Origin of the sequence: Tannerella serpentiformis, assembly GCF_003033925.1 — a bacterium.
GTDB lineage: Bacteria > Bacteroidota > Bacteroidia > Bacteroidales > Tannerellaceae > Tannerella > Tannerella serpentiformis.
Window position 1 is genome coordinate 804,810 of the sequence record NZ_CP028365.1, and the last position, 25,469, is coordinate 830,278.

At 59.0% G+C, this 25,469-nt stretch carries 24 protein-coding genes and 1 pseudogene; 15 read left to right on the forward strand and 10 right to left on the reverse strand.

What is annotated here, in order from left to right; genetic code table 11:
* Window positions 1–22 precede the first annotated feature (22 nt).
* The 4 genes from lptB (at window position 23) to C7123_RS03355 (ending at window position 4,338) form a co-directional block, all read left to right on the forward strand.
* Entirely contained in the window at window positions 23–772 is a 750-nt protein-coding gene (gene lptB, locus C7123_RS03340; RefSeq protein ID WP_037985022.1) for an LPS export ABC transporter ATP-binding protein, read from the forward strand.
* A gap of 76 nt (window positions 773–848) precedes the next feature.
* Window positions 849–1,391 carry a shikimate kinase gene (locus C7123_RS03345; protein WP_069175767.1) on the forward strand — a complete coding sequence of 181 codons (543 nt, stop codon included), beginning with the start codon at window positions 849–851 and terminating at the stop codon, window positions 1,389–1,391.
* A 56-nt stretch (window positions 1,392–1,447) separates the two neighbouring features.
* Window positions 1,448–3,316, forward strand: coding sequence for a 2-oxoacid:acceptor oxidoreductase subunit alpha (locus C7123_RS03350; protein WP_069175768.1), 1,869 nt, complete (start codon window positions 1,448–1,450; stop codon window positions 3,314–3,316).
* Window positions 3,317–3,318: 2 nt separating this feature from the next.
* Window positions 3,319–4,338 (forward strand): 2-oxoacid:ferredoxin oxidoreductase subunit beta, encoded by a 1,020-nt coding sequence (locus C7123_RS03355; RefSeq protein ID WP_037997948.1) that lies wholly within the window; start codon window positions 3,319–3,321, stop codon window positions 4,336–4,338.
* 126 nt (window positions 4,339–4,464) lie between these two features.
* Here C7123_RS03355 and C7123_RS03360 read toward each other — a convergent pair whose 3' ends face one another.
* The 4 genes from C7123_RS03360 to C7123_RS03380 form a co-directional block, all read right to left on the reverse strand.
* A complete protein-coding gene (locus C7123_RS03360) occupies window positions 4,465–4,683 on the reverse strand; it encodes a hypothetical protein (protein WP_069175769.1) in 219 nt (72 codons plus the stop codon).
* A gap of 101 nt (window positions 4,684–4,784) precedes the next feature.
* A complete protein-coding gene (locus C7123_RS03365) occupies window positions 4,785–6,479 on the reverse strand; it encodes a SulP family inorganic anion transporter (protein WP_069175770.1) in 1,695 nt (564 codons plus the stop codon).
* A gap of 766 nt (window positions 6,480–7,245) precedes the next feature.
* The gene (locus C7123_RS03375) at window positions 7,246–8,688 is read right to left on the reverse strand and encodes a DUF4270 domain-containing protein (RefSeq protein WP_069175772.1); all 1,443 of its coding nucleotides are present in this window, start codon (window positions 8,686–8,688) and stop codon (window positions 7,246–7,248) included.
* A complete protein-coding gene (locus C7123_RS03380; protein WP_037983544.1) occupies window positions 8,685–9,497 on the reverse strand; it encodes a glycogen/starch synthase in 813 nt (270 codons plus the stop codon). Before C7123_RS03380 ends, C7123_RS03375 begins: the two co-directional genes overlap by 4 nt.
* 171 nt (window positions 9,498–9,668) lie before the next feature.
* On the opposite strand from C7123_RS03380, the gene panC reads away from it, so the two are divergent.
* The 9 genes from panC to C7123_RS03425 all read left to right on the forward strand — a co-directional run bounded on the left by panC (window position 9,669) and on the right by C7123_RS03425 (window position 16,872).
* Window positions 9,669–10,511 carry a pantoate--beta-alanine ligase gene (gene panC / locus C7123_RS03385; RefSeq protein ID WP_069175773.1) on the forward strand — a complete coding sequence of 281 codons (843 nt, stop codon included), beginning with the start codon at window positions 9,669–9,671 and terminating at the stop codon, window positions 10,509–10,511.
* Between the two features lie 45 nt (window positions 10,512–10,556).
* Window positions 10,557–10,910 (forward strand): aspartate 1-decarboxylase, encoded by a 354-nt coding sequence (gene panD, locus C7123_RS03390; RefSeq protein ID WP_037983540.1) that lies wholly within the window; start codon window positions 10,557–10,559, stop codon window positions 10,908–10,910.
* Between the two features lie 101 nt (window positions 10,911–11,011).
* On the forward strand, window positions 11,012–12,334 hold the full coding sequence (locus C7123_RS03395) for an MATE family efflux transporter (protein ID WP_069175774.1): 1,323 nt from the start codon (window positions 11,012–11,014) through the stop codon (window positions 12,332–12,334).
* 66 nt (window positions 12,335–12,400) lie between these two features.
* Window positions 12,401–12,604, forward strand: a complete 204-nt coding sequence (locus C7123_RS03400; RefSeq protein WP_037983538.1) for a winged helix-turn-helix domain-containing protein — start codon at window positions 12,401–12,403, stop codon at window positions 12,602–12,604.
* Between the two features lie 712 nt (window positions 12,605–13,316).
* Entirely contained in the window at window positions 13,317–13,592 is a 276-nt protein-coding gene (locus C7123_RS03405) for a hypothetical protein (RefSeq protein ID WP_069175775.1), read from the forward strand.
* A 17-nt stretch (window positions 13,593–13,609) separates the two neighbouring features.
* The gene (locus tag C7123_RS03410; RefSeq protein ID WP_069175776.1) at window positions 13,610–13,918 is read left to right on the forward strand and encodes a cell division protein ZapA; all 309 of its coding nucleotides are present in this window, start codon (window positions 13,610–13,612) and stop codon (window positions 13,916–13,918) included.
* Between the two features lie 162 nt (window positions 13,919–14,080).
* Window positions 14,081–15,622, forward strand: coding sequence for a ribonuclease Y (gene rny / locus C7123_RS03415; protein ID WP_037983527.1), 1,542 nt, complete (start codon window positions 14,081–14,083; stop codon window positions 15,620–15,622).
* A 52-nt stretch (window positions 15,623–15,674) separates the two neighbouring features.
* A complete protein-coding gene (fsa, locus tag C7123_RS03420; RefSeq protein ID WP_037998585.1) occupies window positions 15,675–16,331 on the forward strand; it encodes a fructose-6-phosphate aldolase in 657 nt (218 codons plus the stop codon).
* A 109-nt stretch (window positions 16,332–16,440) separates the two neighbouring features.
* Window positions 16,441–16,872 carry a hypothetical protein gene (locus C7123_RS03425; RefSeq protein WP_069175777.1) on the forward strand — a complete coding sequence of 144 codons (432 nt, stop codon included), beginning with the start codon at window positions 16,441–16,443 and terminating at the stop codon, window positions 16,870–16,872.
* A gap of 22 nt (window positions 16,873–16,894) precedes the next feature.
* Here the strand turns inward: C7123_RS03425 and C7123_RS03430 are convergent.
* A pseudogene (locus C7123_RS03430) lies at window positions 16,895–17,168 on the reverse strand (type II toxin-antitoxin system RelE/ParE family toxin).
* A gap of 10 nt (window positions 17,169–17,178) precedes the next feature.
* Window positions 17,179–17,391, reverse strand: coding sequence for a hypothetical protein (locus C7123_RS03435; RefSeq protein ID WP_037985109.1), 213 nt, complete (start codon window positions 17,389–17,391; stop codon window positions 17,179–17,181).
* A gap of 360 nt (window positions 17,392–17,751) precedes the next feature.
* On the opposite strand from C7123_RS03435, the gene recJ reads away from it, so the two are divergent.
* Together recJ and C7123_RS03445 are read left to right on the forward strand one after the other, a co-directional pair.
* Complete coding sequence (recJ, locus tag C7123_RS03440) at window positions 17,752–19,485, forward strand: single-stranded-DNA-specific exonuclease RecJ (RefSeq protein ID WP_037985041.1); 1,734 nt, start codon at window positions 17,752–17,754, stop codon at window positions 19,483–19,485.
* Window positions 19,486–19,562: 77 nt separating this feature from the next.
* Window positions 19,563–21,479 carry a RecQ family ATP-dependent DNA helicase gene (locus C7123_RS03445; protein WP_069175778.1) on the forward strand — a complete coding sequence of 639 codons (1,917 nt, stop codon included), beginning with the start codon at window positions 19,563–19,565 and terminating at the stop codon, window positions 21,477–21,479.
* Between the two features lie 358 nt (window positions 21,480–21,837).
* Here the strand turns inward: C7123_RS03445 and C7123_RS03450 are convergent, their stop codons facing one another.
* The 4 genes from C7123_RS03450 to C7123_RS03465 form a co-directional block, all read right to left on the reverse strand.
* Window positions 21,838–22,359: a UpxY family transcription antiterminator gene (locus C7123_RS03450; RefSeq protein ID WP_069175779.1), complete on the reverse strand. Its 522-nt coding sequence runs from the start codon at window positions 22,357–22,359 to the stop codon at window positions 21,838–21,840.
* Entirely contained in the window at window positions 22,356–23,816 is a 1,461-nt protein-coding gene (locus C7123_RS03455) for a glycoside hydrolase family 10 protein (RefSeq protein ID WP_083206952.1), read from the reverse strand. The genes C7123_RS03450 and C7123_RS03455 overlap by 4 nt, the downstream gene beginning before the upstream one ends.
* A 133-nt stretch (window positions 23,817–23,949) precedes the next feature.
* Window positions 23,950–24,888: a thioredoxin-disulfide reductase gene (gene trxB, locus C7123_RS03460; protein WP_037983532.1), complete on the reverse strand. Its 939-nt coding sequence runs from the start codon at window positions 24,886–24,888 to the stop codon at window positions 23,950–23,952.
* Window positions 24,889–24,932: 44 nt separating this feature from the next.
* Window positions 24,933–25,469, reverse strand: coding sequence for an NAD(P)H-dependent oxidoreductase (locus C7123_RS03465; protein WP_069175781.1), 537 nt, complete (start codon window positions 25,467–25,469; stop codon window positions 24,933–24,935).

Genomic DNA, 25,469 nt, shown 5'->3' on the forward strand with positions numbered 1-25,469 from the left:
TTATCACCCTATACCTCTTTATATGGACGAACCCAAGATGATCCTCCGCACCGAGGATCTGGTGAAGAAATACAAGGCACGCACGGTGGTGAACCACGTCTCCATCAACGTGCAACAAGGCGAGATCGTCGGGCTGCTCGGGCCCAACGGCGCGGGCAAGACAACGACCTTCTACATGACCGTCGGGCTGGTCACCCCCAACCAAGGTCGCATCTTTCTCGACGAGACCGAGATCACCGACTACCCCGTCTACAAACGCGCCCGCCTCGGCATCGGCTACCTGGCGCAGGAGGCCTCCATCTTTCGCAAGATGACCGTCGAGGACAACATCCGCGCTGTGCTCGAGATGACCGACCGCCCCAAGGATTATCAGCAAGCCAAGACCGAAAGCCTTATCGAGGAGTTCGGCCTTCAGAAGGTGCGCAAGAACCTCGGCGACCGACTCTCCGGCGGTGAACGGCGGCGCGCCGAGATCGCCCGCTGTCTGGCCATCGACCCGAAGTTCATCATGCTCGACGAGCCCTTCGCCGGCGTCGACCCCATCGCCGTGCAAGACATTCAGACCATCGTAGCCCGCCTCAAGCATAAGAACATCGGCATCCTCATCACCGATCACAACGTTCACGAGACGCTCAGCATCACCGATCGCGCCTATCTGCTCTTCGAGGGCAAGGTGCTCTTTCAAGGCACCGCCGAGGAGTTGGCCGCCAACGAGATCGTCCGCGAGAAGTACCTCGGCCGCGACTTTGAGCTGCGTAAGAAGAACCTGTAGGGCAGCACGGCAACTTTCCTACTTTTGCCCGCGTTTCTACAACGCTACACATCTCCACTACACTATTCACACACACATGCAACGCATCTTCCTCATCGGCTACATGGGCGTCGGTAAAACGACCTTGGGCAAAGCCTTGGCCGACCGCACTGGATTATCCTTCATCGACTTGGATCTCTTTATTGAAGGGCGTTATCGCAAGACCATCCGACAGATTTTTGAGGCAGAGGGCGAGGAGGCCTTCCGCGAAATAGAACGTAAGGCGCTCCACGAGGTGGCCGAGTTTGAGGACATCATCCTCTCCACCGGTGGCGGCACGCCCTGCTTCTTCGACAACATGACGTACATGAACCGTGTCGGCACGACGGTCTATCTCAAGGCCTCACCCGAGGCGCTGACCGAACGCATCGCACTCGGCAAACAGAGTCGCCCCACCGTGCGCCACCTCGATGACAAGGCCCTCCACGCCTTCGTCCGCAAGGCCCTCACGCACCGCACCCCCTACTACGAACGCGCCCATCATGCGTTCGATGTGGAGCGACTCGTCAACGACAACGACACCGACGATGCGGCTCATCGACTACAACAACTCCTATACGGCCACGGGGAGCGCCGCTAAACCATCCCCACACACGCTTATTTGATTTAGGTATTACAGTATAGTTTTTTTATCTCATGACAGAGCAAACCAAAGTAACGACTCTGGATCACGTCGTGATCCGTTTTTCGGGAGATAGCGGCGACGGTATGCAGCTTACCGGCACCATCTTCTCCAATCTGTCAGCCGTTTTCGGGAACGACATCTCCACCTTTCCCGACTACCCGGCCGAAATTCGCGCGCCGCAAGGAACACTCTTCGGCGTCTCTGGCTTCCAACTCCATTTGGGCACGAAGAAGGTCTATACCCCCGGTGACAAGGCCGATGTGCTCGTGGCCATGAACCCCGCCGCGCTCAAGGTCAACGTCAAGAATCTGCGCAAGGGCTCCATCGTCATCATCGACACGGACTCCTTCGCCAAGCGTGACCTGGAGAAGGCTGAGTTCAAGACCGACGACCCGATCGAGGAGCTTGGCCTCACGGAAAAGGTGCAACTCGTGGCCGCCCCCATCTCTACGATGGTGCGTGACGGACTGGCCGAGTATGGCCTCGACAACAAGTCTGCCGTGCGGTGTAAGAACATGTTCACCCTCGGCCTCGTCTGCTGGCTCTTCGACCGTCCGCTCGACCACGCCATGACGATGCTCCAGACCAAGTTTTCCAAGAAGCCCGACATCGCCAAGGCCAACATTAAAGCCCTGACCGACGGCTACAACTATGGGCACAACATCCACGCCTCCGTCTCCACCTACCGCATCGAAGGCTCGAAGAAGGAACCGGGCATCTACAAGGACGTGAGCGGAAACAACGCCACCTCCTACGGTCTCATCGCCGCCGCCGAGAAGTCTGGCTTGCAACTCTTCCTCGGTAGCTACCCCATCACACCCGCCACCGACATCCTGCACGAGCTCTCGAAGTACAAGAACCTCGGCGTGATCACCGTGCAGGCCGAAGATGAGATCGCCGGTATCTGTACCTCCATCGGTGCCTCTTTCGCCGGTTGCCTGAGTGCCACGTCGACCTCCGGCCCCGGTCTGGCACTGAAGAGTGAAGCCATCGGCTTGGCCGTTATCGCAGAGCTTCCGCTCGTCATCATCGATGTACAGCGCGGCGGTCCCTCGACGGGTATGCCGACAAAGAGCGAGCAGACGGACCTCATGCAGGCCCTCTACGGACGTAACGGCGAGAGCCCGCTCGTGGTCGTAGCCGCCACCACCCCGACGGACTGCTTCGACATGGCTTTCTGGGCGGCTAAGCTGGCCGTGGAGCACATGACGCCCGTCATCCTCCTCACCGACTCCTTCATCGCCAACGGTTCGGCCGCATGGCGCATCCCAGATTACATAAACGACTTCCCCGACATTAAGCCGAACTACGTCTCGAACTATCACGGTGAGGCCGTCTGGAAACCTTATCGCCGGAACAAAGAGACCTTCGTCCGCTACTGGGCTACGCCCGGCATGGAGGGCTTCGCGCACCGCATCGGCGGACTCGAGAAGGACTATGACACCAGCTCCATCTCCACCGACCCGAAGAACCACCAGAAGATGGTGGAGACGCGTCAGGCCAAGATTGACAAGATCGCCGACTTCATCCCTGAGGTGGAAGTGAAGGGCGACAAGGACGACGCCGACCTGCTGATCGTAGGCTGGGGCGGCACCTCCGGCCATCTGCACGAAGTGATGGACACCATGCGCCGCAATGGCCAGAAGGTCGCCTTGGCACACTTCCGCTTCATCAACCCCCTACCCAAGAACACGGCCGAGGTACTGAAGCGTTACCCGAAGGTGGTCGTGGCTGAGCAAAACAAGGGCCAGTTTGCCAACTACCTGCGCAGCAAGATCGACGACTTCACGCCCTATCGCTTCAACCGCGTCAAAGGGCAGCCCTTCATCGTTTCGCGACTCGTCGAAGAATTTACCCACATCATTGAGGAGAAGAACTAATTATGAACGCAACAACAGATATAACCTACAGCCCCAAAGACTACAAGAGCGATCAATACGTTCGCTGGTGTCCCGGATGCGGCGACCACGCCGTGCTCAGCTGCCTGCATAAAGCGATGGCCGAAGTCGGCACCTCGCCCGATAATATGGCCGTCATCTCTGGTATCGGCTGCTCCTCGCGTCTGCCGTACTACATGAACACTTACGGCTTCCACACCATTCACGGCCGTGGCGCAGCCATCGCTACCGGCGTCAAGACGGCACGCCCCGACATCAGCGTATGGCTCGTCACCGGCGACGGCGACTGCCTCGCCATCGGTGGTAACCACTTCATCCACGCCGTACGCCGCAACGTAGATCTGAACGTCGTGTTGATGAACAACAAGATCTACGGCCTCACCAAAGGGCAGTACTCCCCGACGTCCGACCGCGGCTTCGTCTCCAAGAGCTCGCCCTACGGCACGGTGGAAGATCCCTTCGTCCCGGCCGAGCTGACCCTCGGCGCACGCGGCAATTTCTTCGCCCGTGGCATCGATACGGACGCAGCCAACTTGACGGCCATCTTCGCTGCATCGGCCCGCCACCGTGGCGCTGCCGTGACGGAGGTGCTCGTGAACTGCGTCATCTTCAACAACGGCACCCACACGGGCATCACGGATCGCGAGGTGCGTGCCGAACGTTCCATCTTCCTCCGCCACGGCGAGAAGATGATCTTCGGTAAGAACCGCGACAAGGGTCTCGTGCTCGACGGACTGAAGCTGAAGGCTGTCACCATCGGCGAAGACGGCTACACGATGGACGACATCTTGGTGCACGACGCCCATGAGCGCGACAACACGCTTCACCTCATGCTGGCCATGATGAGTGGCGACCTGCCCGTGGCCCTCGGTATCATTCGCGACGTCGACGCCCCGACCTACGACGAGTCTGTGCACCAGCAGATCGCCGAAGTGAAGGCGAAGAAGAAAGCCCACTCCCTGCGCGACATGTTGCTCTCTGGCGACACTTGGGAGGTGAAATAACCCCCACGCACGCGGTCGCATGATAGCTCGTGCGTACACAAAAAAGAAAGCCCCGCCGATCGGATCTGTTCGGTGGGGCTTTCGGTGTTTTGGGGGCGGGTTAGGTCACTCCATTACGCTATTCAGTCAATAGGCGCAGAGCTCAACGGCTGCGTAATGGAAGACCGGTTTATAGGTCTCGTGCGCGGAGAGGTTTCCCAACTCTTTTTGCAGTTCGATACACTGCAAAACCTCGCGCCGAGCTTCCTCTTCCGTCTCGCCACCACCGTTGATGCCCTCCACGTTGGTGCTATAGGCCCACCAAAAATCTTTGCTTCGCTCTAAGATGATTTCTATCTGTGTCATGTCTCACACGCAGGAGCTTCCATCCATTCTTGACGATCAACCTCTGTAGCTCACTTGATTTCATCTCGTCTGTCGTTTTGTGCAACAAAAGTAGAACGAGTTCATCCCTCCAGCAGCGTCCTGGATCGGGTGAGGGCTTCTTGGATGTTGCTGCAGATGTTGTCGGCTCCGAGCTGGGTGTCCATGCCGCTGCGGAGGAGCATGGCACGGACGTTGTCGTTGACGCCGGAGAGGACGACGGTGATGCCTTCGCGGCGGGAGAGTCGGCAGAGGCTCTCCAGGTTGTGCAGGCCGGTGGAGTCCATGAAGGGCACCTTACGCATACGGATGATGCGAATGGCGGGCTTGCCGCCGGCGACTTGCTTCATGCACTCGTCGAACTTGTTGGCGATACCGAAGAAGAAGGGGCCGTCGATCTCGTAGACCTCTACGCCACGAGGCACGTCGAGGTGCTCGTCGTCGTGGTGGATCTCGCCCTCGTCAGAGAGGTCGATGTGGTCCGTGGTGACGGAGACGCGCGTGGTCTCGGAGATGCGGCGCATGAAGAGCACCATGGCCAGCAGTAGGCCGATCTCGATGGCGATGGTGAGGTCGAAAATGACGGTCAGGAAGAAGGTGGAGAGCAGCACGGCAACGTCGCTCCGAGGGTTCTTCAACAACGAGCGGAAGGTGCGCCACTCGCTCATGTTGTAGGCCACGACGACGAGCACACCGGCCAGGCAGGCCATCGGTATGTGGCGCGTCAGGGGGCCGAGGAAGAGCAGGATGAGCAGTAGCACGATGGCATGGACGAGCCCGGCCACAGGCGTGCGACCGCCGTTGTTGATGTTCGTCATCGTGCGGGCGATGGCGCCGGTGACGGGGATGCCGCCGAAGAGGGGCACGATGATGTTGGCCGCGCCCTGGGCCATCAGCTCCGTGTTCGAGTCGTGCCTGTCGCCCGTCACACCGTCGGCCACGGTGGCCGAGAGGAGCGACTCAATGGCGCCGAGCATGGCGATGGTGAAGGCCGAGGGCAGGAGCAGATTGATCGTCTCCGGATTGATGGCGATGCGCGTCGGCGTGGGTAGGGAGGCGTTGATTTGGAAGCGGTCGCCGATGGTCTCGAGGCCCGTCAGGCCGAAGTGTTCGCGCAGGATGTAAGCCACGATGGTCATCACCACGATGGCCGCCAGCGAGCCCGGCACACGCTTCGAGACGCGCGGCGTAAGCACGATCAGGGCGATGCTCACGAGGCCCACCACGACAGCCGGCCACGAGATGGTCGTGATGCTTTCGGCGTACACCACCCATTTGGAGAGGAAGTCGCCCGGCATGTGATCGATCGTCAGCCCGAGCAGGTCCTTGATCTGCGTGGTGAAAATGGTCAGGGCGATGCCGCTTGTGAAGCCGACGATGATGGGGTAAGGGATGAACTTGATGACCGTCCCGAGGCGCATCAGGCCCATGAGCAGCAGTAGGACGCCGGCCAGCAGCGTGGCGATGGTGAGGCCTTCGATGCCGAAGTTTTGGATGATGCCGTAGACGATGACGATGAAGGCGCCCGTGGGCCCGCCGATCTGCACCGAGCTGCCGCCAAGCATGGAGACGATGAAGCCGCCGATGATGGCCGTGATGAGCCCCTTCTCCGGGCTGACTCCGGAGGCGATACCGAAGGCGATGGCCAGCGGTAGGGCCACGATGCCGACGATGATGCCGGCCATGAGGTCGCCGGCGAAGCGCTCCTTCGAGTAGGTCCGGAGCGCGGCGAGGAGTTTGGGCCGGAACTCCGGCCGGAGTTTGCTTTTCTCTTTCATATAAATAGTGGTTAATGAGATGAAGTCTTTGCCGAGAGGGCCTGCGGGCCCCGGAGAAGTTTGGCCGGAGGCGTCTACGGACGCCCCGAGGCCTCGGAAAAGCTCAAACAAGTTGTTTCAAGGTTTCCGACGCCTCGGAAAGGCTCAAACAAGTTGTTTCAAGGTTTCCGAGGCCTCGGAAAGGCTCAAACAAGTTGTTTCAAGGTTTCCGAGACCTCGGAAAGGCCCAAACAAGTTGTTTCAAGGTTTCCGACGCGTCGGAAAGGCTCAAACAGGTTGTTTCAAGATTTCCGAGGCCTCGGGGCGTCAGGGACGCCGGCCAAGTTTGCCGGGTACGGGCTTTTGAGGTACCCGGCCAACTTCCCAGCCTCGGAAGAGGCCGTCAGGGACGCCGGCCAAGTTTGCCGGGTACGGGCTTTTGAGGTACCCGGGCTAACTTCCCAGCCTCGGAAGAGGCCGTCAGGGACGCCGGCCAAGTTTGCCGGGTACGGGCTTTTGAGGTACCCGGGCTAACTTCCCAGCCTCGGAAGAGGCCGTCAGGGACACCGGCCAAGCTGGCCGGGTACGGGCTTTTTAGGTATCCGGCAAACTTCCCAGCCTCGGAAGAGGCCGTCAGGGACACCGGCCAAGCTGGTCGGGTACGGGCTTTTGAGGTATCCGGCAAAGCCTCTGCCGAGGCTGGGAAGAATGAAAAGAGCCTCATCGGTGCGGGGTTGTTCCGATGAGGCTTCTGAAGGGGGATCGACCACCCCCGAGGCGGCGCAGATCAGCGCAACCCCGTGCCGTGTTGGCTGGAGAGGAGGACGAGCTTCATACTGGCCGGATCGACACGCAGGCGGACGCCACCGGGGTAGAGATAGGGGATGATGGCCGTGGTGTGTCGCGTCGGTTGGTTGTTGCGGTCGGTTGTCACGGAGTATCGGCGATCGATGGGGATGGCCAGCAGGCGGAGATCCGTACCGGGGTTACGGCGGATGTGCGCCTCGATAATCGGGGCGATGTTGGCGAATCGATAGTTGCGCGTGATGGCGTCAAAGCCGATGTCGGGACTATTGCTCTCGTTGGTGGAACGCAGGTAGAGGAGGCCGTTGTCGATCGTACGGTTATCGAAGAAGGCGCGTGCCGAATCCTCAGGCAAGAGCAGCAGGAAGGGCGGCGGCACGAGGGCGTCATTCCATGCGTCCTGCGGCATGAAGCGCAGCGAGAGGCTGGCGGCGTTGAGCACACGACCTTGGGTCTTACGTGCGATCTCAGCGGCGGGAATAACGATGCGCGGACAGATGCCCGACGGGGTCTTGACGTAGGCAAAGCTATCGGCCGAGGGACGGAGGAGGCTGTTGTCGTCCGAGGTGCGGATATGGTTGTACTGGATCACTTCGCGGGTGAAGCGGAAGGTGACGGAGTCGCGCACCAAGGTGTCATTCTTGGCGCTCTTGGGTCGACTATAATAGATGAGCAAGCGCGTTTCTCCCACCTCGATCATAGACCCGGTACCATAGTCGGTGGTGATGTAAAGACCGGGGAAGAAACGGTTGAAGGCGTCTTGCGTGGCGAAGCTGGCGGGCCGGGCCACGGTCTCGTCGTAGAAGGACTGCCCGAGCGACTTAGGCAAGGTGATCCGCAGATCGCGTCCGTGAATTGAGACCGGTTGATAGCTGCGCGTAGAGGCGTTGTAGAGATCGCGGATCGTGGAGTCGTTACGGAGACTCGGGAAGTCGGTGAGGCGATAGACGCGTGTACCGAGGACGGTCTGCATGTCGGCGTAATCCTCCGGGTTGAGGCGTCCGTAGGGCGACCGCACAGGCTGACGGTTGAGGGCATAGACACGGGCACGCATGGAGACGCGGGCGTCGCCCGTCCAGTTGTAGAAGCGGAGGCGGAGGACGACGGAGTCGATGCGGCCGTTGTGCGGTGTGTGAGGGAATCGGAAGCCCTGCACGCAATAGAATTGGCAGAGGTAGTCGTACTTGATCTGCCCGAAGGCGGGGTCGTCCAGGTTGCCGAGCATGCCGTCGCTGGACCGCAGATAGAGCGAATCGACGCGGACGGTGGCAGCCGTCATTTGGAAGGTGTCGCTGTAGACCGTGTTACGGTCGCCGTCGGGCAGCGTGGAGGAGCCCACCTGGGTCAGGTCGTCGCTACAGGCAGGGCAAAAGGAAAGCCACCCCACAAAGAGCAGGGCGGCCAAGATCCGGAGGTTGCTTCTCATTTCTTTTTCAGGATTGTCTGGTAAAACTCGTCGTAGGCTTCGATGTATTGCTCGGGGCCTTGGAAGGGGAGGAGTTTCTTTTTGCTCTGGGTGATGAACTCCTCAAGTTCACCGTTGATGGTGGGGCTACCTTGGATGATACCGTCGGCATGCTTGATGGCGAGCTTAGAAAGCCCCATATAGTCGTGGTCTTCGAAGAGCTTGAGGTCGCGCTCGGTGGCGCCGTCCTGCTTGAGTCTCCGCGCGATGCGGCTGTCGAGTGCAGGCTGGAAGGACTGGTCGTAGAGGGAGTAAACGACTTTCGACCGTGCGAAACAGGGGTCGTCGAAGTATTTGCGCTTGAGATAGAGGGGAGCCAGGGCGGAGAACCAACCGTGGCAGTGGATGATGTCGGGCATCCAGCGGAGCTTGCGGACGGTTTCATAGACGCCACGAACGAAGAAGATGGTGCGTTCGTCATTGTCGGGGAATCCGTTGCCCGATTCGTCGGTGAGTGTGGCTTTTCGGTGGAAGAAGTCTTCGTTATCTATGAAGTAGACCTGCATACGGGCCATTTGTATGGAGGCTACTTTGATGATAAGTGGGTGATCGGTGTCGTCGATGATGAGATTCATGCCCGAGAGTCGGATCACTTCGTGGAGCTGGTTCCGACGTTCGTTGATGCATCCGTATTTGGGCATAAAAGTTCGGATCTCATAGCCTCGCTCCTGCACTCCCTGCGGTAGGTTTCGGCTGATGTCGCCGATCAGTGTGTCGGGAATGTATGGCGTTACTTCCTGCGTGATAAACAAAATTCTTTTTGCGTCCATATTTTTCTTCGATAACGTGAAACTGAGCACAAAGGTAGTAAAAAACAGGCAGTCAGCCGACTGCCTCTGTGGCCCGGGGCCGCTACGCCAGCCGGGAGTGTATGTGTGGTAGATTTTGTTGCTTTGCGGCCGTTTCAGACGAACCGTTTTATCCATATAATCCGCATAAGAATGAATACAATAACCACTGTCCGGGAGCTACGCCAACTCTTGGACGAGGAGCGAAAGGCCGGCCGACGCATCGGGCTGGTGCCCACGATGGGCGCACTGCATGCGGGGCATCTGAGCCTTGTCCGTCGCTGTGTGAGCGAGAACGACGTGTGCGTGGCCAGTGTCTTTGTCAACCCGACGCAGTTTAACGATCCGCACGACTTGGAGACTTACCCGCGCACGCCGGAGCGTGACACCGCTATGCTGGCCGAGGCGGGCTGTCGGTATGTCTTCATGCCGTCGGTCGATGAGATGTACCCCGAGACGGATACGCGTGTGTTCAACCTCGGGACCGTGGCCACCGTCATGGAGGGCGCCTTCCGTCCGGGCCACTTCAATGGCGTGGCGCAGATCGTCAGCAAGCTCTTCGAGGCTGTGGAGCCAGACAGGGCGTACTTCGGAGAGAAGGACTTTCAGCAGATTGCCATCATCCGTGCGATGGTGCGCGAGCTGGGGCTACGGGTCGAGATTGTGCCCTGCCCCATCGTGCGCGAGGCCGACGGGCTGGCGCTGAGCAGTCGGAATGCACGCCTTACGCCCGAAGGCCGACAGGTGGCGCCCGCGATCTATCGCACACTCACGGAGAGTCGCGCTCTCGTGGACACCAAGACGCCGGACGAGGTCAAGGCGTGGGTCACGGAGCGACTGAACGCTGTCGGAGGACTCCGCGTGGAGTATTACGAGATCGTCGACAGCACCACCCTACAGCCTATCCACGCTTGGGCCGACTCGCCCGAGCCTCGCGGCTGCATCGCTGTCTACTGCGGCGAGGTGCGACTGATCGACAACATCAGCTACAAGTAATTTCCAGCTTCTAACTACTGGGCATACGCCCCTACACCAACCCCTATGTTTATTGAAGTATTAAAATCGAAGATTCACCGCGTGACGGTGACGGACGCCGACCTGAATTATATCGGCAGCATTACGATCGACCGCACCCTGATGGAGGCCGCGGGATTGATCGAGTATGAGAAGGTCCAGATCTTGGACAACAACAACGGCGAACGCTTCGAGACGTACGTCATCGCTGGCGAAGCGAACTCGGGCACGATCTGCCTCAACGGCGCGGCGGCCCGACGGGTACAGCGTGGCGACATCATCCTCATCCTCTCTTACGCCTCGATGGACTTTGAAGAGGCGAAGCGATTCAAGCCCACTGTCATCTTCCCCGACACGGCTACCAACCGCCTCGTGAAGTAAGACACACATCCCCCCACATCAGAGTACAAGACACAGGTCTGTCGGCGCAATAGACGGCAGGCCTGTTTCATGTTCCCCCCACCCCACTCCGCACGAAACGCATGTACACCAACCGACAGATCTGGGACATCTCCCTGCCCATCTTCCTCAGCCTTCTGGCGCAAAACGTCATCAACATCACCGACACGGCCTTCCTGGGGCGCGTCGGCGAGGTGGCGCTCGGTGCCTCGGCCATGGGCGGACTGTACTACATCTGCATCTTCACCGTGGCCTTCGGCTTCAGCGCCGGATCGCAGATCATCATCGGCCGACGCAACGGGGAGCGGCGCTACGAGGCCGTCGGGCCCGTCGTCCTTCAGGGCACCCTCTTCCTGCTCGTGCTGGCGGCGGTGTGTTTCGTCGCCTCGAGGCTCTGGGGCGAGCGAATGATGGGCGTCATGGTCTCGTCCGACGAACTGCGCAGGGCCACGATGGAGTATCTCGATTGGCGCATCTACGGCTTCTTCTTCGCCTTTACCAGCGTCATGTTTCGCGCCCTCTTTGTGGGCATCACCCGGACGAGGGTCCTGACGCTGGCCTCGGTCGTCATGTCCGTCGTCAACGTGGTGCTGGACTACCTGCTCATCTTCGGCCATGCCGGCCTGCCCCGACTTGGGATCGCCGGTGCCGCCATCGCCTCCGTGGTGGCCGAAGCCGCCTCGGTGCTCTTCCTGGCGGTCTACACCCGCCTCACGGTCGACCGTCGGCGCTACGGCCTGGACCGCCTCCGACGGTTTGACTTCCGGCTCATCCGCCAGGTGCTCAGCATCTCCGGCTTCACCATGCTGCAATACTTCATCTCGATGAGCACCTACTTCATCTTCTTTCTGGCCGTCGAGCGCCTCGGGCAACGTGATCTGGCCGTGGCCAACATCGCCCGCAGCCTCTACATCGCCCTCTTCATCCCCGTCAGCGCCCTCTCCACGGCCGCCAACACGATGGTCAGCAACCTGCTGGGTGCCGGTCGCACGCAGGAGGTCATCCCCCTCATTCGCCACCTGACGCTCATCTCCGTGGGCATCACGGCCCTCTTTGCCGCCCTGCTTGTGCTCCTGCCTCGCCTCTTTCTATCCGTTTACACGAATGAGGCCGAGCTGATCACCGCCTCCATCCCCTCGGTCGTCGTCATCGCCCTGGCCTCGCTCAGCTCCGCGGCCTCGAGCATCGCCTTCAGCGCCATCTCCGGCACGGGCAACACGCGGCACGCCTTCCTCTTGGAAATGCTTGCCCTGGCGGTCTATACCTTATATATCTACGTCGCCGTCGTCCGCTTCCGCCTGCCGGTACACCTGAGTTTCGTTTCAGACATCGTCTACTACGTCGCCATCACAATCGGCAGCATCGTCTATTTCCGCCGCGCCGCGTGGTACCAGAAGGACGTTTGATAGTGCCTCGATTTCAAAAGCACTCCTATCTTTGCGCCCACGTTAAACATACATTTTCAAGGGAATATGATTAAGCTGATCGGAACAAACGCAGGCCTTGTATGGAGAGCTTTGAGCAAGGCTGGACGCATGAGTGTAAAAGAGCTCAAGAAGGAAACAAAGCTGAGAACAGACAAAGAACTGTTTGCCGCCATCGGATGGTTGGCCAAAGAAGGGAAAATAGAATCCGGCGAAAAAGACTCCGAGATCTACTTCTGGCTGCTGCAATAAGCCCCCCCCACCATCCCAATGGAAGAGACGAAAAGAAAGAGCCGCTCGATCAAATCAAGTGATCGGGTGGCTCTTCTGTTTTTGGGTGAAAGGGTCCGGTTGCCTCGACACGTTCCGAACGTATTGGAATACGTTCCGAGGTGGTCGGAATACGTTGGGGAGGTGGTTCTAATACGTTCCGAGGTGGTCGGAATACGTTAGGGAGGTGGTTCTAATACGTTCCGAGGTGGTTGGAATACGTTAGGGAGGTGGTTCTAATACGTTCCGAGGTGGTCGAAATACGTTAGGGAGGTAGTTCTAATACGTTCCGAGGTGGTTGGAATACGTTAGGGAGGTGGTTCTAATACGTTCCGAACGTGGTTGTGATACGTCCGGAACGTGGTTGTGATACGTCCGGAACGTGGTTACGATACGTTCCGAACGTGGTTGCGATACGTTCCGAACGTGGTCTCGATACGTTCCGAACGTGGTCTTGATACGTTCAGAACGTGGTTGTGATACGTCCGGAACGTGGTCTTGGGTACCTCGGAACGTGGTTGAGATAGGTTCCGAACGTGGTTAGCGGGCTGGGGGATGCGCTTCATGGGGGAATCGGACGACGGGCTGCGGGTAGGCGGAGTGGGTGATCCTCCCTCCTTTGGCGACTGCGAGCCAATGGTCTCCCGAACTTTTTTATACTTCTTTCTACTTTTGCCCAGCGATTTGGCAGAAGATGAACGAAAAAGATCAGAAAATATGGGCCGTGCTGGAGGTCAGACTGCAAGACTTGATGTCCCTCTGCGACGAACGAAAACAAACAATCGAAAGCCTGACCCAAACCATCCAACGGATGGAGGCCGATTATCGCACCCTCGAAGCCAAATACACCGACCTGCTGGCGGCGGGCTACATCACCTCAGCCGACGAGAACGAACGAAAGGTGGCCCGGAAACGCCTCTCGGATATGGTGCGGGAGGTCGATAAGTGTTTGGCCCTGCTGAACGGATAGCGCAAAAGGACAAGAGTGTGAAAGCAAACGAGTTCATTATCCATTTGGAAATAGCCGGAAAGAAGTATCCGGTCACCCTCCGACGGGGCGACGTGCAGACGGAGCGACGCGCACGTCTGGCCGCCCGACGTGTGCAGCAGATGTATCTGGAGCGCAAAAACATATTCTCCAAAGCCGTAGACGACAAGGACCTTCTGGCCATGGTGGCCATACAGTTGGCCACGGACATGATCCCCCTGGAGGAGCGTAACGACACGAAACCCCTCATCGAACGCATCCAACGGCTCACAGCCGACCTGGAGCGCTACCTGAAGGAGAATCACTGACGCCCGCCCCGAACGGATCAGGAAACAGAAGGGAAAACAAGGGAATGTAGACGCACGCAAGCTCTTTTTGTAAGCCGGGGGAGGTACGGGCCCCCTCGCCCCCCCTCCGGAACAGAAAGAGGATGAGTGCTTTTTTATAACACATCAAACAGAACAGAAGAAATGAGTTGGATATGGATGATTGTAGCCTTCGTGGCCGGCGGAGTGATCGCCGCGCTGGTGGTGGCCGCAATGAACAAAGCCACCCAAGCCAAGCGCAGGGAGGAAATGCAACGCGAAATGGAACGCGAAACGGACGTGATGAAGAAGAACAAGATGCTGGAGGTGAAGGAGAAGTTCATCCAGCTCAAGGCCGAACTGGAGAAGCAGGTGGCCGCACGAAACTCCAAAATCCAGTCCGTCGAGACCAAGCTCAAGCAACACGAGCTGAGCCTCAGCCAACGCCAAGAGGAGCTGCAACGTAAGCTCACCGAGGCCGACATCCTGAAGGAGAACCTGAACAATCAGGCTCAGCTGATCGAGAAGCGTAAGCTGGATCTGGAAAAGATGCACCAGCAAGAGGTCGTACACCTGGAGACCATCTCCGGACTCTCCGCTGGCGAAGCCAAAGAGCGCCTCATCGAGTCGCTCAAGGACGAAGCCAAAACCGACGCCGCATCGTACATCAACGAGATCATGGAGGAGGCCAAAATGACGGCCAACATGGAGGCCAAAAAGGTGGTCATCAAGACCATCCAGCGCGTGGCCACCGAGACCGCCATCGAGAACTCCGTCACCGTCTTTCACATCGATTCGGACGAGATCAAGGGCCGCATCATCGGCCGCGAAGGGCGCAACATCCGTGCACTGGAGGCCGCTACGGGCATCGAAATCATTGTCGACGACACGCCCGAGGCCATCGTCCTTTCGGGCTTCGACCCCGTGCGGCGTGAGGTGGCCCGGTTGGCACTCCATCAGCTCGTCCTCGACGGACGCATCCACCCGGCACGCATCGAAGAGGTGGTCAACAAGGTGCGCAAACAGGTCGAGGAGGAGATCATCGAAACCGGCAAACGCACCACGATCGACCTCGGTATCCACGGCCTACATCCGGAGCTGGTGCGACTAATCGGGAAGATGAAATACCGTTCGTCGTACGGCCAGAACCTCCTCCAGCATGCCCGCGAGACAGCCAACCTCTGCGCCGTCATGGCCGCAGAGCTGGGCCTGAACCCGAAGAAGGCACGCCGAGCCGGACTGTTGCACGACATCGGCAAGGTGCCCGACGACGAGCCCGAATTGCCGCACGCCATCCTCGGAATGAAGATCTGCGAGAAGTACAAAGAGAAGCCCGACATCTGCAACGCCATCGGCGCGCACCACGATGAGGTCGAAATGCAGACCCTGCTGGCACCCATCGTGCAAGTGTGCGACGCCATCTCCGGCGCCCGCCCCGGTGCCCGCCGCGAGGTGGTGGAGGCCTACATCAAGCGTCTCAACGACCTCGAGCAGCTGGCCATGTCATATCCCGGTGTTGTCAAGACGTACGCCATACAAGCCGGCCGTGAGCTGCGCGTCATTGTCGGCGCCGACAAGATCGACGACAAGGACACGGAGAACCTCTCTAACGAAATCGCCAAGAAGATTCAGGACGAGATGACCTACCCGGGACAAGTCAAGATCACCGTCATCCGCGAAACCCGCGCCGTGAGCTACGCCAAGTGACACGGCCAGACTACTATATACTTACCCCTAACTACTTATTACTACCCATACAATGAAGTTCTTTTTAGATACGGCCAACCTGGATCAGATCCGGGAGGCCAACGACCTGGGCGTCCTCGACGGCGTCACCACCAACCCCTCACTGATGGCCAAGGAAGGCATCCGCGGTGAGGAAAACATCCGCAACCATTACGTGGAGATCTGCCGTATTGTCGGTGGCGACGTGAGCGCCGAAGTGATCTCGACCGACTTCGAGGGCATGGTGCGCGAAGGTGAGGTGCTGGCCGACCTCGACCCGCACATCGTTGTCAAAGTGCCCTGCATCGCCGACGGCATCAAGGCCATCCGCCATTTCTCCACAAAGGGCATCCGCACCAACTGCACCCTCGTCTTCTCGCCCGGGCAGGCACTGCTGGCCGCCAAGGCTGGCGCCACGTACGTCTCGCCCTTCGTCGGCCGACTCGACGACATCTCCAGCGATGGCATCGCCCTGGTGGCGCAGATCGTGAAGATGTACAGCTACTACGGCTACTCGACCGAGGTGCTCGCAGCCTCGATCCGCACCACGCAGCACATCATCCAGTGCCTCGAGGTCGGCGCCGACGTGGCCACCTGTCCGCTCTCAGCCATCAAGGGCCTGCTCCGCCACCCGCTCACCGACAGTGGTCTGGCCACCTTTCTGGCCGATTACCACAAGCTGAACGGATAAGAGAGCTAAGAAGTGAACAACGAAGAAGTCCTGCCGGCCCTGATTGGAAGCAATCACTCGGTAGGACTTCTCATTCTCAGCCTTTCGCCCCCCATTCTTCCCCCCTACGATGATCGAACAAGACTATCTCCTGAAGATCATGCAGGAGTTTATTGACGCCATCGGCAAGATCATGCGCCGGCCTAACGAGGACGACCAGGCAGCCGAACAACGCATGCAGGCACACTTCGACGCCGTCAGCCGTCAGTTCTTCCAGCAGCCCACGAGCCACTTCCTCCGCCTCGAGAAGGAGGATATCTTGGACGACCTCGTCGCCCAGTCCGACCCCCGACGCACCGAGGGCCGTGCCCAGATGCTGGCCGAACTCTTCTATCGCAACGCGCTCATCAAGTCCTCGCTGGTGGAGCGCCTCGACCTACTCGAGAAGTCGCTCTACCTCTTTGCCTACATCGGTCGCACAAGCCGCACCTACTCCTGGGATCGCGAGCGCAAGATGGCCGACATCCGCCGCCGCCTCGACGAGTTCGAGACGGAAGGGTGAAAACGTGCTACTAAAGCATTCCTCAAAAGAGATCGGTATGCGTGCCAGTGTCGACAAAAATTAAAATCAACCGACGATCATCTTGCTGCCAAACAAGCAGCCAATCGGGCTGAAGGTGGCACTCCCAGCACCCATTTGTATTTGCCCGACAATTTGTGAGGGCGATACTGGCTTGGCAGCCTTCCTGTCTCAGCGAGGATCTCCACAGCCTTTCTGAAAATGTTAGGATTCAATCCCCGCTTAAGGCATTTCTTGAACGACCTCTTGAACCGCGTCGAGTATGCTATTTCGTACATGAGGAGCTTCTCATCTCATCAGTTGTTCCATCAGGTCATCAACATCCTTGGCCTTATGCACACGGCCGGCCTTGATGTCATCAATAGCCTCGTCTAAGCCGGTACGCTTCTCACGTTCAATAACCCATCCCATGCGAGCTGCAAGCTCCCTCAATAAATGGAGGTCAGACGCCTCCGGAAGCATCATCTTAATAGTGATACCATCATGTGTCGTTGTTTCCATATCTATAACGTGTTGTATAGTCATTGTGAGCCTGACAAAATTACACCCTCCTACGAATGGCGCTGATCCCCCCGAACGCTCCGCGCAGGCCTCTGCCGAGGCCGGGGAAGTGTGCGCGGTACAAGCCGCCCCTGCGCAGAACCGGCCTCCAAACAGGCGCCTCGCAGAATCTCCCTACCTTTACCCCCGTCAAAAAGGAAGCGTTCCCACACACGGCGGATCCCCCACGGGGCCGATTCCCCCAGAAGAAACATTGAAGCGGAGCGCCTCCCCCAAAGAGAAAACCGATGCCTACCGAAGAGAAGACGGGGTTTCGGTTTTCATTTTATAGGTACGACAGAAACAAAACCACAATAGATAATGACACACAGATGGAACATCCGACCCCAAACGAAAGAGGAGATACACCTCCGAGACGCATTGGCCGCCACGCTGGGGCTTAACCCAATCATCAGCCTGCTGCTCGTGCAGCGAGGTATCACCACCGCTGACCAGGCCCTCCACTACTTCAACCCCGACCTCCGCGACCTGCACGACCCCTTCCTGATGCCCGACATGCTCAAGGCCGTCAAGCGCCTCAACAAGGCTTTGGGTAACAAGGAGCGGATCATGATTTATGGCGATTACGACGTGGATGGCACAACGGCCGTGGCGCTGGTCTACAAATTCCTCCGCGCCTACTCCTCGTCGATCGAATACTACATCCCCGACCGCTACGATGAGGGCTACGGCATCTCGTTCAAGAGCATCGACTACGCCGTCAGCCGTGGCATCACACTCGTCATCTCGCTCGACTGCGGCATCAAAGCCATCGACAAGGTGGCCTACGCCAATGAGCGCGGCGTGGACTTCATCATCTGCGACCACCACATGCCCGACGACGAGCTGCCGGAGGCCGTGGCCGTGCTCGATGCCAAACGCGCCGACTCCCAGTATCCCTACGCCCATCTCAGCGGCTGCGGCGTGGGCTTCAAGTTCATGCAAGCCTTTGCGCAGAGCAACGACATCCCCTTCAGTACACTCGAGGGGCTGCTCGAGCTCGTGGCCGTCAGCATCGCCTCGGACATCGTCCCCATCACGGGCGAGAACCGCATCCTGGCCTTCCACGGCTTACGCCAGCTGAACAACAACCCCAGCTTCGGCCTCAAGGGCATCATCAACGTCTGCGGACTCTCCGGCAAGGACATCCTCGTCAGCGACATCGTCTTCAAGATCGGCCCGCGCATCAACGCCTCCGGACGCATGATGAACGGCAAGGAAGCCGTCGACCTGCTCCTCTCGCGCGACATGGAGGCAGCCGAGGAGCTCAGCGAAAACATCGACCGCTACAACGAGGATCGGCGCGAGCTGGACAAGAAGATCACCGACGAGGCGAACGCCATCATCGAGCAGATTCACGACATGGAGGCGCAGAAGGGCATCGTCGTCTACGACCCCACGTGGCATAAGGGCGTGATCGGCATCGTGGCCTCACGGCTGACAGAGAAATACTGTCGGCCGACGGTCGTCCTCACCCGCTCATCCGAGCTCATCACCGGATCGGCGCGCTCCATCCCTGGCTTCGACATCTACCGCGCCATCGAGTCCTGCCGTGACATCCTCGAAAACTTCGGTGGACACATGTACGCTGCTGGTCTCTCCCTGCGTGAGGAGAACCTCCAAGCCTTCATCGACCGCTTCATGGAGCAAGCCGCACGCGACATCGGCCCGGAGCAGATGACGCCACAGATAGACATCGACACCGTCATCTCCCTCCGCGACATCAACACCAAGCTCATGGCCGACCTCAAGCGCATGGAGCCACTCGGCCCAGAGAACGAGCGGCCCGTCTTCGCCACCATGCATGTGCGTGACCACGGCACCAGTCGGCGTGTCGGTCGTGAGCTGGAGCACCTCAAGCTCGAGCTTACCGACCGTCACGGTGGCGGCCCCGTGCACGGCATTGCCTTCGGCATGAGCGAGCACAGCTACTACGTCAAGCAGCAAAACGCCTTCGACCTCTGCTACACCCTCGAAGAGAACACCTACAACGATAACACCACGCTGCAACTCATGGTCAAGGACATCCGTCCCTCATCGATCGCTGAGGGGTAAGGCTCAGACCAAGTACCCGGCCCCAAGTTGGGCCGGGTACTCGACGATCATTCACTGACGACTAACGATTAAACCGGGTGGATCGCTATCACGAAATCCTCAAGAAGTACTGGGGCTACGATGCCTTCCGACCGTTGCAAGAAGACATCATCCGCTCCGTCGGGGCCGGACGTGACACGCTCGCGCTCATGCCTACCGGAGGCGGCAAGTCGCTCACTTTCCAAGTCCCTACGCTGGCTATGGACGGGCTCTGCCTCGTCGTCACACCGCTCATCGCCCTGATGAAAGACCAGGTGGACAACCTGCGCCGACGTGGCATCAAGGCCACGACCGTCTACATGGGCATGACCACGACCGAGATCGACACGCAGCTCGACAACTGCATCTTCGGCGACTACAAGTTCCTCTACCTCTCTCCCGAACGCCTCACCACGGAGCGCTTCCTGACGAAGCTCCGCGCCATGCGCGTCTGCCTGCTGGCCGTCGACGAGTGTCACTGCATCTCGCAGTGGGGTTACGATTTCCGACCCTCCTACCTCCGCATTGCCGACATCCGCGAGGCGCTCCCGACCGACGTTCCCGTGCTGGCCCTCACCGCCACGGCCACCCCTCGCACCGTCGACGACATTCAGGAGAAGCTCCATTTCCGCGCCCCCAACGTCCTCCGCAAGAGCTTCGCCCGACCCAACCTCACCTACCTCGTCCGCCGTTGCGACGACAAGCTGAGCCAGCTCATTCGCATCCTCCAGCGCACCCAAGGATCAGCCGTCGTCTACGTCCGCAGCCGCAAACGCACCGCCGAGATCGCCTCTGCGCTGCATGCTGAAGGCATCACGGCCACCTTCTTTCACGCCGGACTCAGTCGCGACAAAAAGTTCGAACGGCAACGCGCTTGGATGGACGACCAACTGCGCGTCATGGTGGCCACGAACGCCTTTGGCATGGGCATCGATAAGCCCGACGTGCGGCTGGTGGTGCACATCGACATCCCCAGCTCGCTCGAGGAATACTTCCAAGAGGCCGGACGTGCCGGACGCGACGGGGAGCCGGCCTACGCCATCGCCCTCTGCGACCCACGCGATACCCAGCGTCTGCGCCGACGAATCAGCAACGAATATCCCGACCGCGACCTCATCCTCCGCGTTTACGACGCCCTCGGCAGCCACCTCGGCATCGCCTCCGGCTACGGCCTCTTCACCCGCCACAGCTTCTCGCTCGAGGCCTTCTGCACCATCTATCGCTTCTCCTTCATTCACGCCTACTACGCCCTCAAAATCCTCGAGCTATCGGGCTACCTGCTCTACGAGGAGGAGCCCGAAAACGCCTCCCGCGTGCGCATCCTCGTCACCCGCGAGGACCTCTACGACTTGGCTCACAACACGCCCCACACGGACATCGTCCTGCGGGAGCTGCTCCGCTCCTACAGCGGACTCTTTGCCGATTACGTTTTCATCGACGAGGAGCTACTGGCCACCCGCGGCCAGCTCACGCGCGCTGAGGTCTGCGAGGCGCTCATCCAGCTCTCCCGCGCGCACATCATCAGCTACATCCCCCGCCGCGACACGCCTCGCATCACCTTCACCCGCTCCCGTGAAGAGCCGCGACACGTGCGCATCCCACGCTCGGCCTACGAGGAGCGTCTCGAACGCAGCCAAGACCGCATCAAACATGTCATCGAGTACATCACCGACGATCGACACTGCCGATCGCGCCTCCTGCTGCGTTACTTCGGCGAGCTCCACACCGCCGACTGTCGCCGCTGCGACGTCTGCAACCATCATACCCGCTCAGGCCTCGTGCAATGGGAACTGAATGCCGTCCGCGACACACTCGCCACACTGCTCCGCGACCGCGCCCCGCAATCCATCCACGCCATCGTCAGCCGCCTCCCCCTCAGCTCCGAAAAGAACCACCACGCCCTGCGCTATCTCTTCGACAACGACGCCCGCTTCCACCTCACCGACGGCCTCGTCAGCTTCCATGAGGAGGGCTGAACCGTGAGCCACCATTAGTCGAACAAGCGGTGCTCCCCATTCAAAACAGGCTTCAAAACACACAGCGACGGGCCGTCGCAGATTTGCAACAGCTCAAAACATACAGCGACGGGCCGTCGCAGATTTTACAACGCCCAAAACACACAGCGACGGGCTGTCGCAGATTTGCAACAGCTCAAAACACACAGCGACGGGCTGTCGCAGATTTTGCAACGCTCAAAACACACAGCGACGAGCCGTCGCAGATTTGCAACAGCTCAAAACACACAGCGACGGGCTGTCGCGGATTTGCAACAGCTCAACACACACAGCGACGAGCCGCCGCAGATTTGCAACAACTCAAAACACACAGCGACGGCTATTTGATGCGCTTCACGGGCGCAACCTCGCTGAGGTCGACCGTGACGGTGATTCCGATCTGCTCGATGTACAGTCTGAGGCGGTTGCGACCCATCTTTTGGATGACGCCGGAGACCTTCTTCAGCGCGCCACTGAGGATTTCCACCTCCTCGCCCATAGAGAGCGGATGGTTAGCGGCCTGCTCAAGGAAGGCGCGAATGGCTTCGATTTCGGACGGCTGCACGATGGCGGGGCGACCATTATAGAAGACGACGCGCGCCACACCGTAGATCTGTCGGACAAAATTCAAGGCCTCCGTCTCGGTCGAGCGGACAAAGACGTAAGAGATGAAGAGCGGCTTGTCGACTATCTTGACGCGGTCGGACCAGATCTGTGGCGAGCGGTGCAGAGGTAGGTAGCACTCCACGCCGCGCTCGCGCAGACGCTCCTCGACCTTTTTCTCGGCCCGAGGAGCGGTGTAGAGCACGTACCAATTGAGGGTACGGGCGGCGCGGATGCGACTCAGTTCTTCTTCAGTCATTTGTCGTAGCGAGAAAAATAGTAGTAGGTGGAGCGTGAGGGACGGCTCTCGATGCGGTAGCGATTGGAGGCAGTCACGCAGAATGTGTACTCCCGTTCGGCGTCGGCATTGATGGGCAGGAACCACTCGTTGGCGCGAATACCGGTGGCCAAGATGGAGCGCGCCGAGCCTAAGTCGATGGAGTCGGCTTGGGCGTAATAAAGCGTGTAGATACAGTCAGGCGCCCCCTCCCAACGCAGGCGCAAGCCGCCGCGCTCACGGGTAACATGCACCTCTTGCGGTTCGCAGGGAGCTGCGGGCGTGGTGCTCATCCACGTCAGTGGGGGCAGCTGGGCAGGGTACTTGAAAAAGCGGTTCTTGAGCTCGTTGTACAACCCCTTCTCGTTGCCAATAACAAAGCCGGCGCGAAAGAAGGCGCACCCCTTGCCGCCCTGCTTGCGGACGTAAACAATCTGGTCGGAGATGTCGGAAAGGTTCCAGTCGCCCTCGCCACGACTCAGGCGGTAGGCGCCCAGCCCGGCCACCATATTGCGCTGCCCGGACTGCTCAAGCCAAGTGCTGACAAAGGGGTAGAAGTCGCTGCGGCGGTAGTACATCATGGGCACGATCATGTCCTGCTTGCCGGCCTGTAGCCAGGCTTTGGGATCTTGGAAGACGTCTTCGTAAGCCGTCCATTTGGCGTTCGGCGTTCGGCCCGACTTGCTGTATTTCCCAAGCGGAGAACTGCTGACTTGCACCCACGGTTTGAGCTGCTTCACGCGGTCGTGAATGCGACTCATGAGGCGATTGATGTTCTCCCGCCGCCAGTCGCTGAGGCGTTGACCGCGACCGTAACGCTGGTAAGAGTCCTTGTCAGGAAAGGTGGCTGCATTCTCGGGGTAACGGATGTAGTCGAACTGGATACCGTCAATGTCGTAGTTACGGACCACCTCGTCGACAAGCGAGAGGAGGTAGTCGGTCGTTCCGGGCTGTCCGGGGTCGAGATACCAGCTGCCGTGGTGCTGGAGGCAGAGCTCGGGGTGGCGACGCACAACGGACGATCCGCCTTGCTCGCGCACCATCTTCTCCGTTCCGACGGGGAAGGTGACGAAGAAGGCGTGGCACTCCATGCCGCGCTTATGGCACTCCTCGATCACAAAAGCTAGCGGATCATAGCCCGGCCACTGTCCGTAAGAGCCGGCAAAGACGGCCGAGAGTGGCTCGATCTTGGAACGATAAATCACGTCACCACGCAGGCGTGTCTGCACGAAGACGGTGTTGAAGTTGGCCTCATGCAGGCGGTCGAGGATGTTGCGCAGCTCCTGCTTCTGCCGTTCGCGCCCATCCCAATCGGTAGCCGTTCGCGTAGGCCAGTCGAGTCCGTAGATCGTGGTGAGCCAGACGGCGCGAATCTCCTGCTTCGGATACTCATCCTCCGCTCCGGTCGCCGCCCCTATGCACAGGCACCACAGCATCATCCACCATGCGATTCTTTTCATTCTTGTCTATTATAGTATGGCTTACAGCTCGCGAGAAAAATGCAAAAAGGGGCGCATGCTTTTTGCGCCCCTTTGGATGGGTGGGCACAAGACCCGACCCTACATGTATACATCAACGATTCGACAAATAACGTTCAACCTCAATGGCTGCGCGACAGCCTGCTCCGGCTGCCGTTACAGCCTGACGATAATGCGGATCAGCCACATCGCCGGCAGCAAAGACGCCCGGCACATTCGTGCGCGGCGTGCCCGCTTCGGTGATGATATAGCCCGTTTCGTCCGTCTTGATCCACTGCTTGAAGATGTCCGAATTCGGTTTGTGGCCAATGGCTAGGAAGAAGCCATCGATGGCAATATCCACCTGCTCCTCATCCGGTTCGCCCTTACGCTTCACAAGATGCGCACCTTCCACGCCGCCTTCGCCAAACAGTCCGAGGGTGTTGTGCTCAAACAGCACAGTGATATTTGGTGCATTCAGTACACGATCCTGCATCACCTTCGAGGCACGCAGATAGGGCTTGCGAACAATCAGGTAAACGTGCGACGCGAGGCCAGCCAAGTAGAGCGCTTCCTCACACGCCGTGTCGCCACCGCCGACCACGGCCACCTTCTTCTTGCGATAGAAGAAGCCGTCGCAGGTGGCGCAAGCCGAGACGCCCATGCCGGCATATTTCTGTTCGTCGGGCAGGCCCAGATACTTGGCCGAGGCGCCCGTAGCGATGATCAATGCTTCAGCCTCGATGACCTTCTCACCGTCGATGGTGATCTTGTACGGCGCCGCCGAAAGATCGGCCGCCGTAGCGATGCCCGCGCGGATATCAGCGCCGAAACGTTCAGCCTGACGGCGCATATCGGCCATCATCTCCGTGCCCGTAATACCGTCGGGATAGCCGGGGAAGTTCTCCACTTCCGTCGTCGTTGTCAGCTGTCCACCAGGCTGAATGCCTTCGTACAGCACCGGTTGCAGGTTAGCTCGCGACGCATAGATGGCAGCCGTGTATCCGGCCGGTCCGGAGCCTATGATCAGGCAACGCACTTTCTCATTTTCCATATTCTCTTTCAAATCTTTTTCGTTTGGGGTTATTGTTAATCTGTTTATCTCGAAAACTCCTCGAGGAACTTCATGTATAACGGAACACTCTGTTCGATCCATTCCTCAGATGAGTTCAATTCAATGCCATAAAAGACAAACGGCCGGCGGTAGTCAGCCTTCACGTATTCAAAAGTCAGCTCGAACGGGCGTGTCAGCCCCTCTATCGTGTACCGGTATTTGCCCGAGGCCGCATACTCATGCTCGTCGATACCGGCGGTGATGGCCAGGGCGATCTTCTTGCCACCCATCTTGTATCCACTCTGGCTACCGTACGCCCAGCCATAGGTCAAGACCTCGTCGAGCCACGTCTTGAACAACGGCGGGCAATTGAACCAATACAAGGGGTACTGAAAAACGATACGCTCATATCGCTCCATCAATTGTTGCTCCGCAGCCACGTCAATCCTCCCATCCGGATAAGCCTCGTACAGCTGATGTACCTCATACTTGTCCGGATGCTTTTGCAGCTCCTCTACCCATCGCTTGTTGATGAGCGATTCATTGAGGTGAGGGTGCACAACAAGAATCAGCGTCTTCAT

Bases quoted from the DNA above. Each gene is read 5' to 3' on its own strand.
- lptB (WP_037985022.1), top strand. From the start codon at position 23: ATGGACGAACCCAAGATGATCCTCCGCACCGAGGATCTGGTGAAGAAA.
- C7123_RS03345 (WP_069175767.1), top strand. From the start codon at position 849: ATGCAACGCATCTTCCTCATCGGCTACATGGGCGTCGGTAAAACGACC.
- C7123_RS03350 (WP_069175768.1), top strand. From the start codon at position 1,448: ATGACAGAGCAAACCAAAGTAACGACTCTGGATCACGTCGTGATCCGT.
- C7123_RS03355 (WP_037997948.1), top strand. From the start codon at position 3,319: ATGAACGCAACAACAGATATAACCTACAGCCCCAAAGACTACAAGAGC.
- C7123_RS03360 (WP_069175769.1), bottom strand. From the start codon at position 4,683: ATGACACAGATAGAAATCATCTTAGAGCGAAGCAAAGATTTTTGGTGG.
- C7123_RS03365 (WP_069175770.1), bottom strand. From the start codon at position 6,479: ATGAAAGAGAAAAGCAAACTCCGGCCGGAGTTCCGGCCCAAACTCCTC.
- C7123_RS03375 (WP_069175772.1), bottom strand. From the start codon at position 8,688: ATGAGAAGCAACCTCCGGATCTTGGCCGCCCTGCTCTTTGTGGGGTGG.
- C7123_RS03380 (WP_037983544.1), bottom strand. From the start codon at position 9,497: ATGGACGCAAAAAGAATTTTGTTTATCACGCAGGAAGTAACGCCATAC.
- panC (WP_069175773.1), top strand. From the start codon at position 9,669: ATGAATACAATAACCACTGTCCGGGAGCTACGCCAACTCTTGGACGAG.
- panD (WP_037983540.1), top strand. From the start codon at position 10,557: ATGTTTATTGAAGTATTAAAATCGAAGATTCACCGCGTGACGGTGACG.
- C7123_RS03395 (WP_069175774.1), top strand. From the start codon at position 11,012: ATGTACACCAACCGACAGATCTGGGACATCTCCCTGCCCATCTTCCTC.
- C7123_RS03400 (WP_037983538.1), top strand. From the start codon at position 12,401: ATGATTAAGCTGATCGGAACAAACGCAGGCCTTGTATGGAGAGCTTTG.
- C7123_RS03405 (WP_069175775.1), top strand. From the start codon at position 13,317: ATGAACGAAAAAGATCAGAAAATATGGGCCGTGCTGGAGGTCAGACTG.
- rny (WP_037983527.1), top strand. From the start codon at position 14,081: ATGAGTTGGATATGGATGATTGTAGCCTTCGTGGCCGGCGGAGTGATC.
- fsa (WP_037998585.1), top strand. From the start codon at position 15,675: ATGAAGTTCTTTTTAGATACGGCCAACCTGGATCAGATCCGGGAGGCC.
- C7123_RS03425 (WP_069175777.1), top strand. From the start codon at position 16,441: ATGATCGAACAAGACTATCTCCTGAAGATCATGCAGGAGTTTATTGAC.
- C7123_RS03435 (WP_037985109.1), bottom strand. From the start codon at position 17,391: ATGGAAACAACGACACATGATGGTATCACTATTAAGATGATGCTTCCG.
- recJ (WP_037985041.1), top strand. From the start codon at position 17,752: ATGACACACAGATGGAACATCCGACCCCAAACGAAAGAGGAGATACAC.
- C7123_RS03450 (WP_069175779.1), bottom strand. From the start codon at position 22,359: ATGACTGAAGAAGAACTGAGTCGCATCCGCGCCGCCCGTACCCTCAAT.
- C7123_RS03455 (WP_083206952.1), bottom strand. From the start codon at position 23,816: ATGATGCTGTGGTGCCTGTGCATAGGGGCGGCGACCGGAGCGGAGGAT.
- trxB (WP_037983532.1), bottom strand. From the start codon at position 24,888: ATGGAAAATGAGAAAGTGCGTTGCCTGATCATAGGCTCCGGACCGGCC.
- C7123_RS03465 (WP_069175781.1), bottom strand. From the start codon at position 25,469: ATGAAGACGCTGATTCTTGTTGTGCACCCTCACCTCAATGAATCGCTC.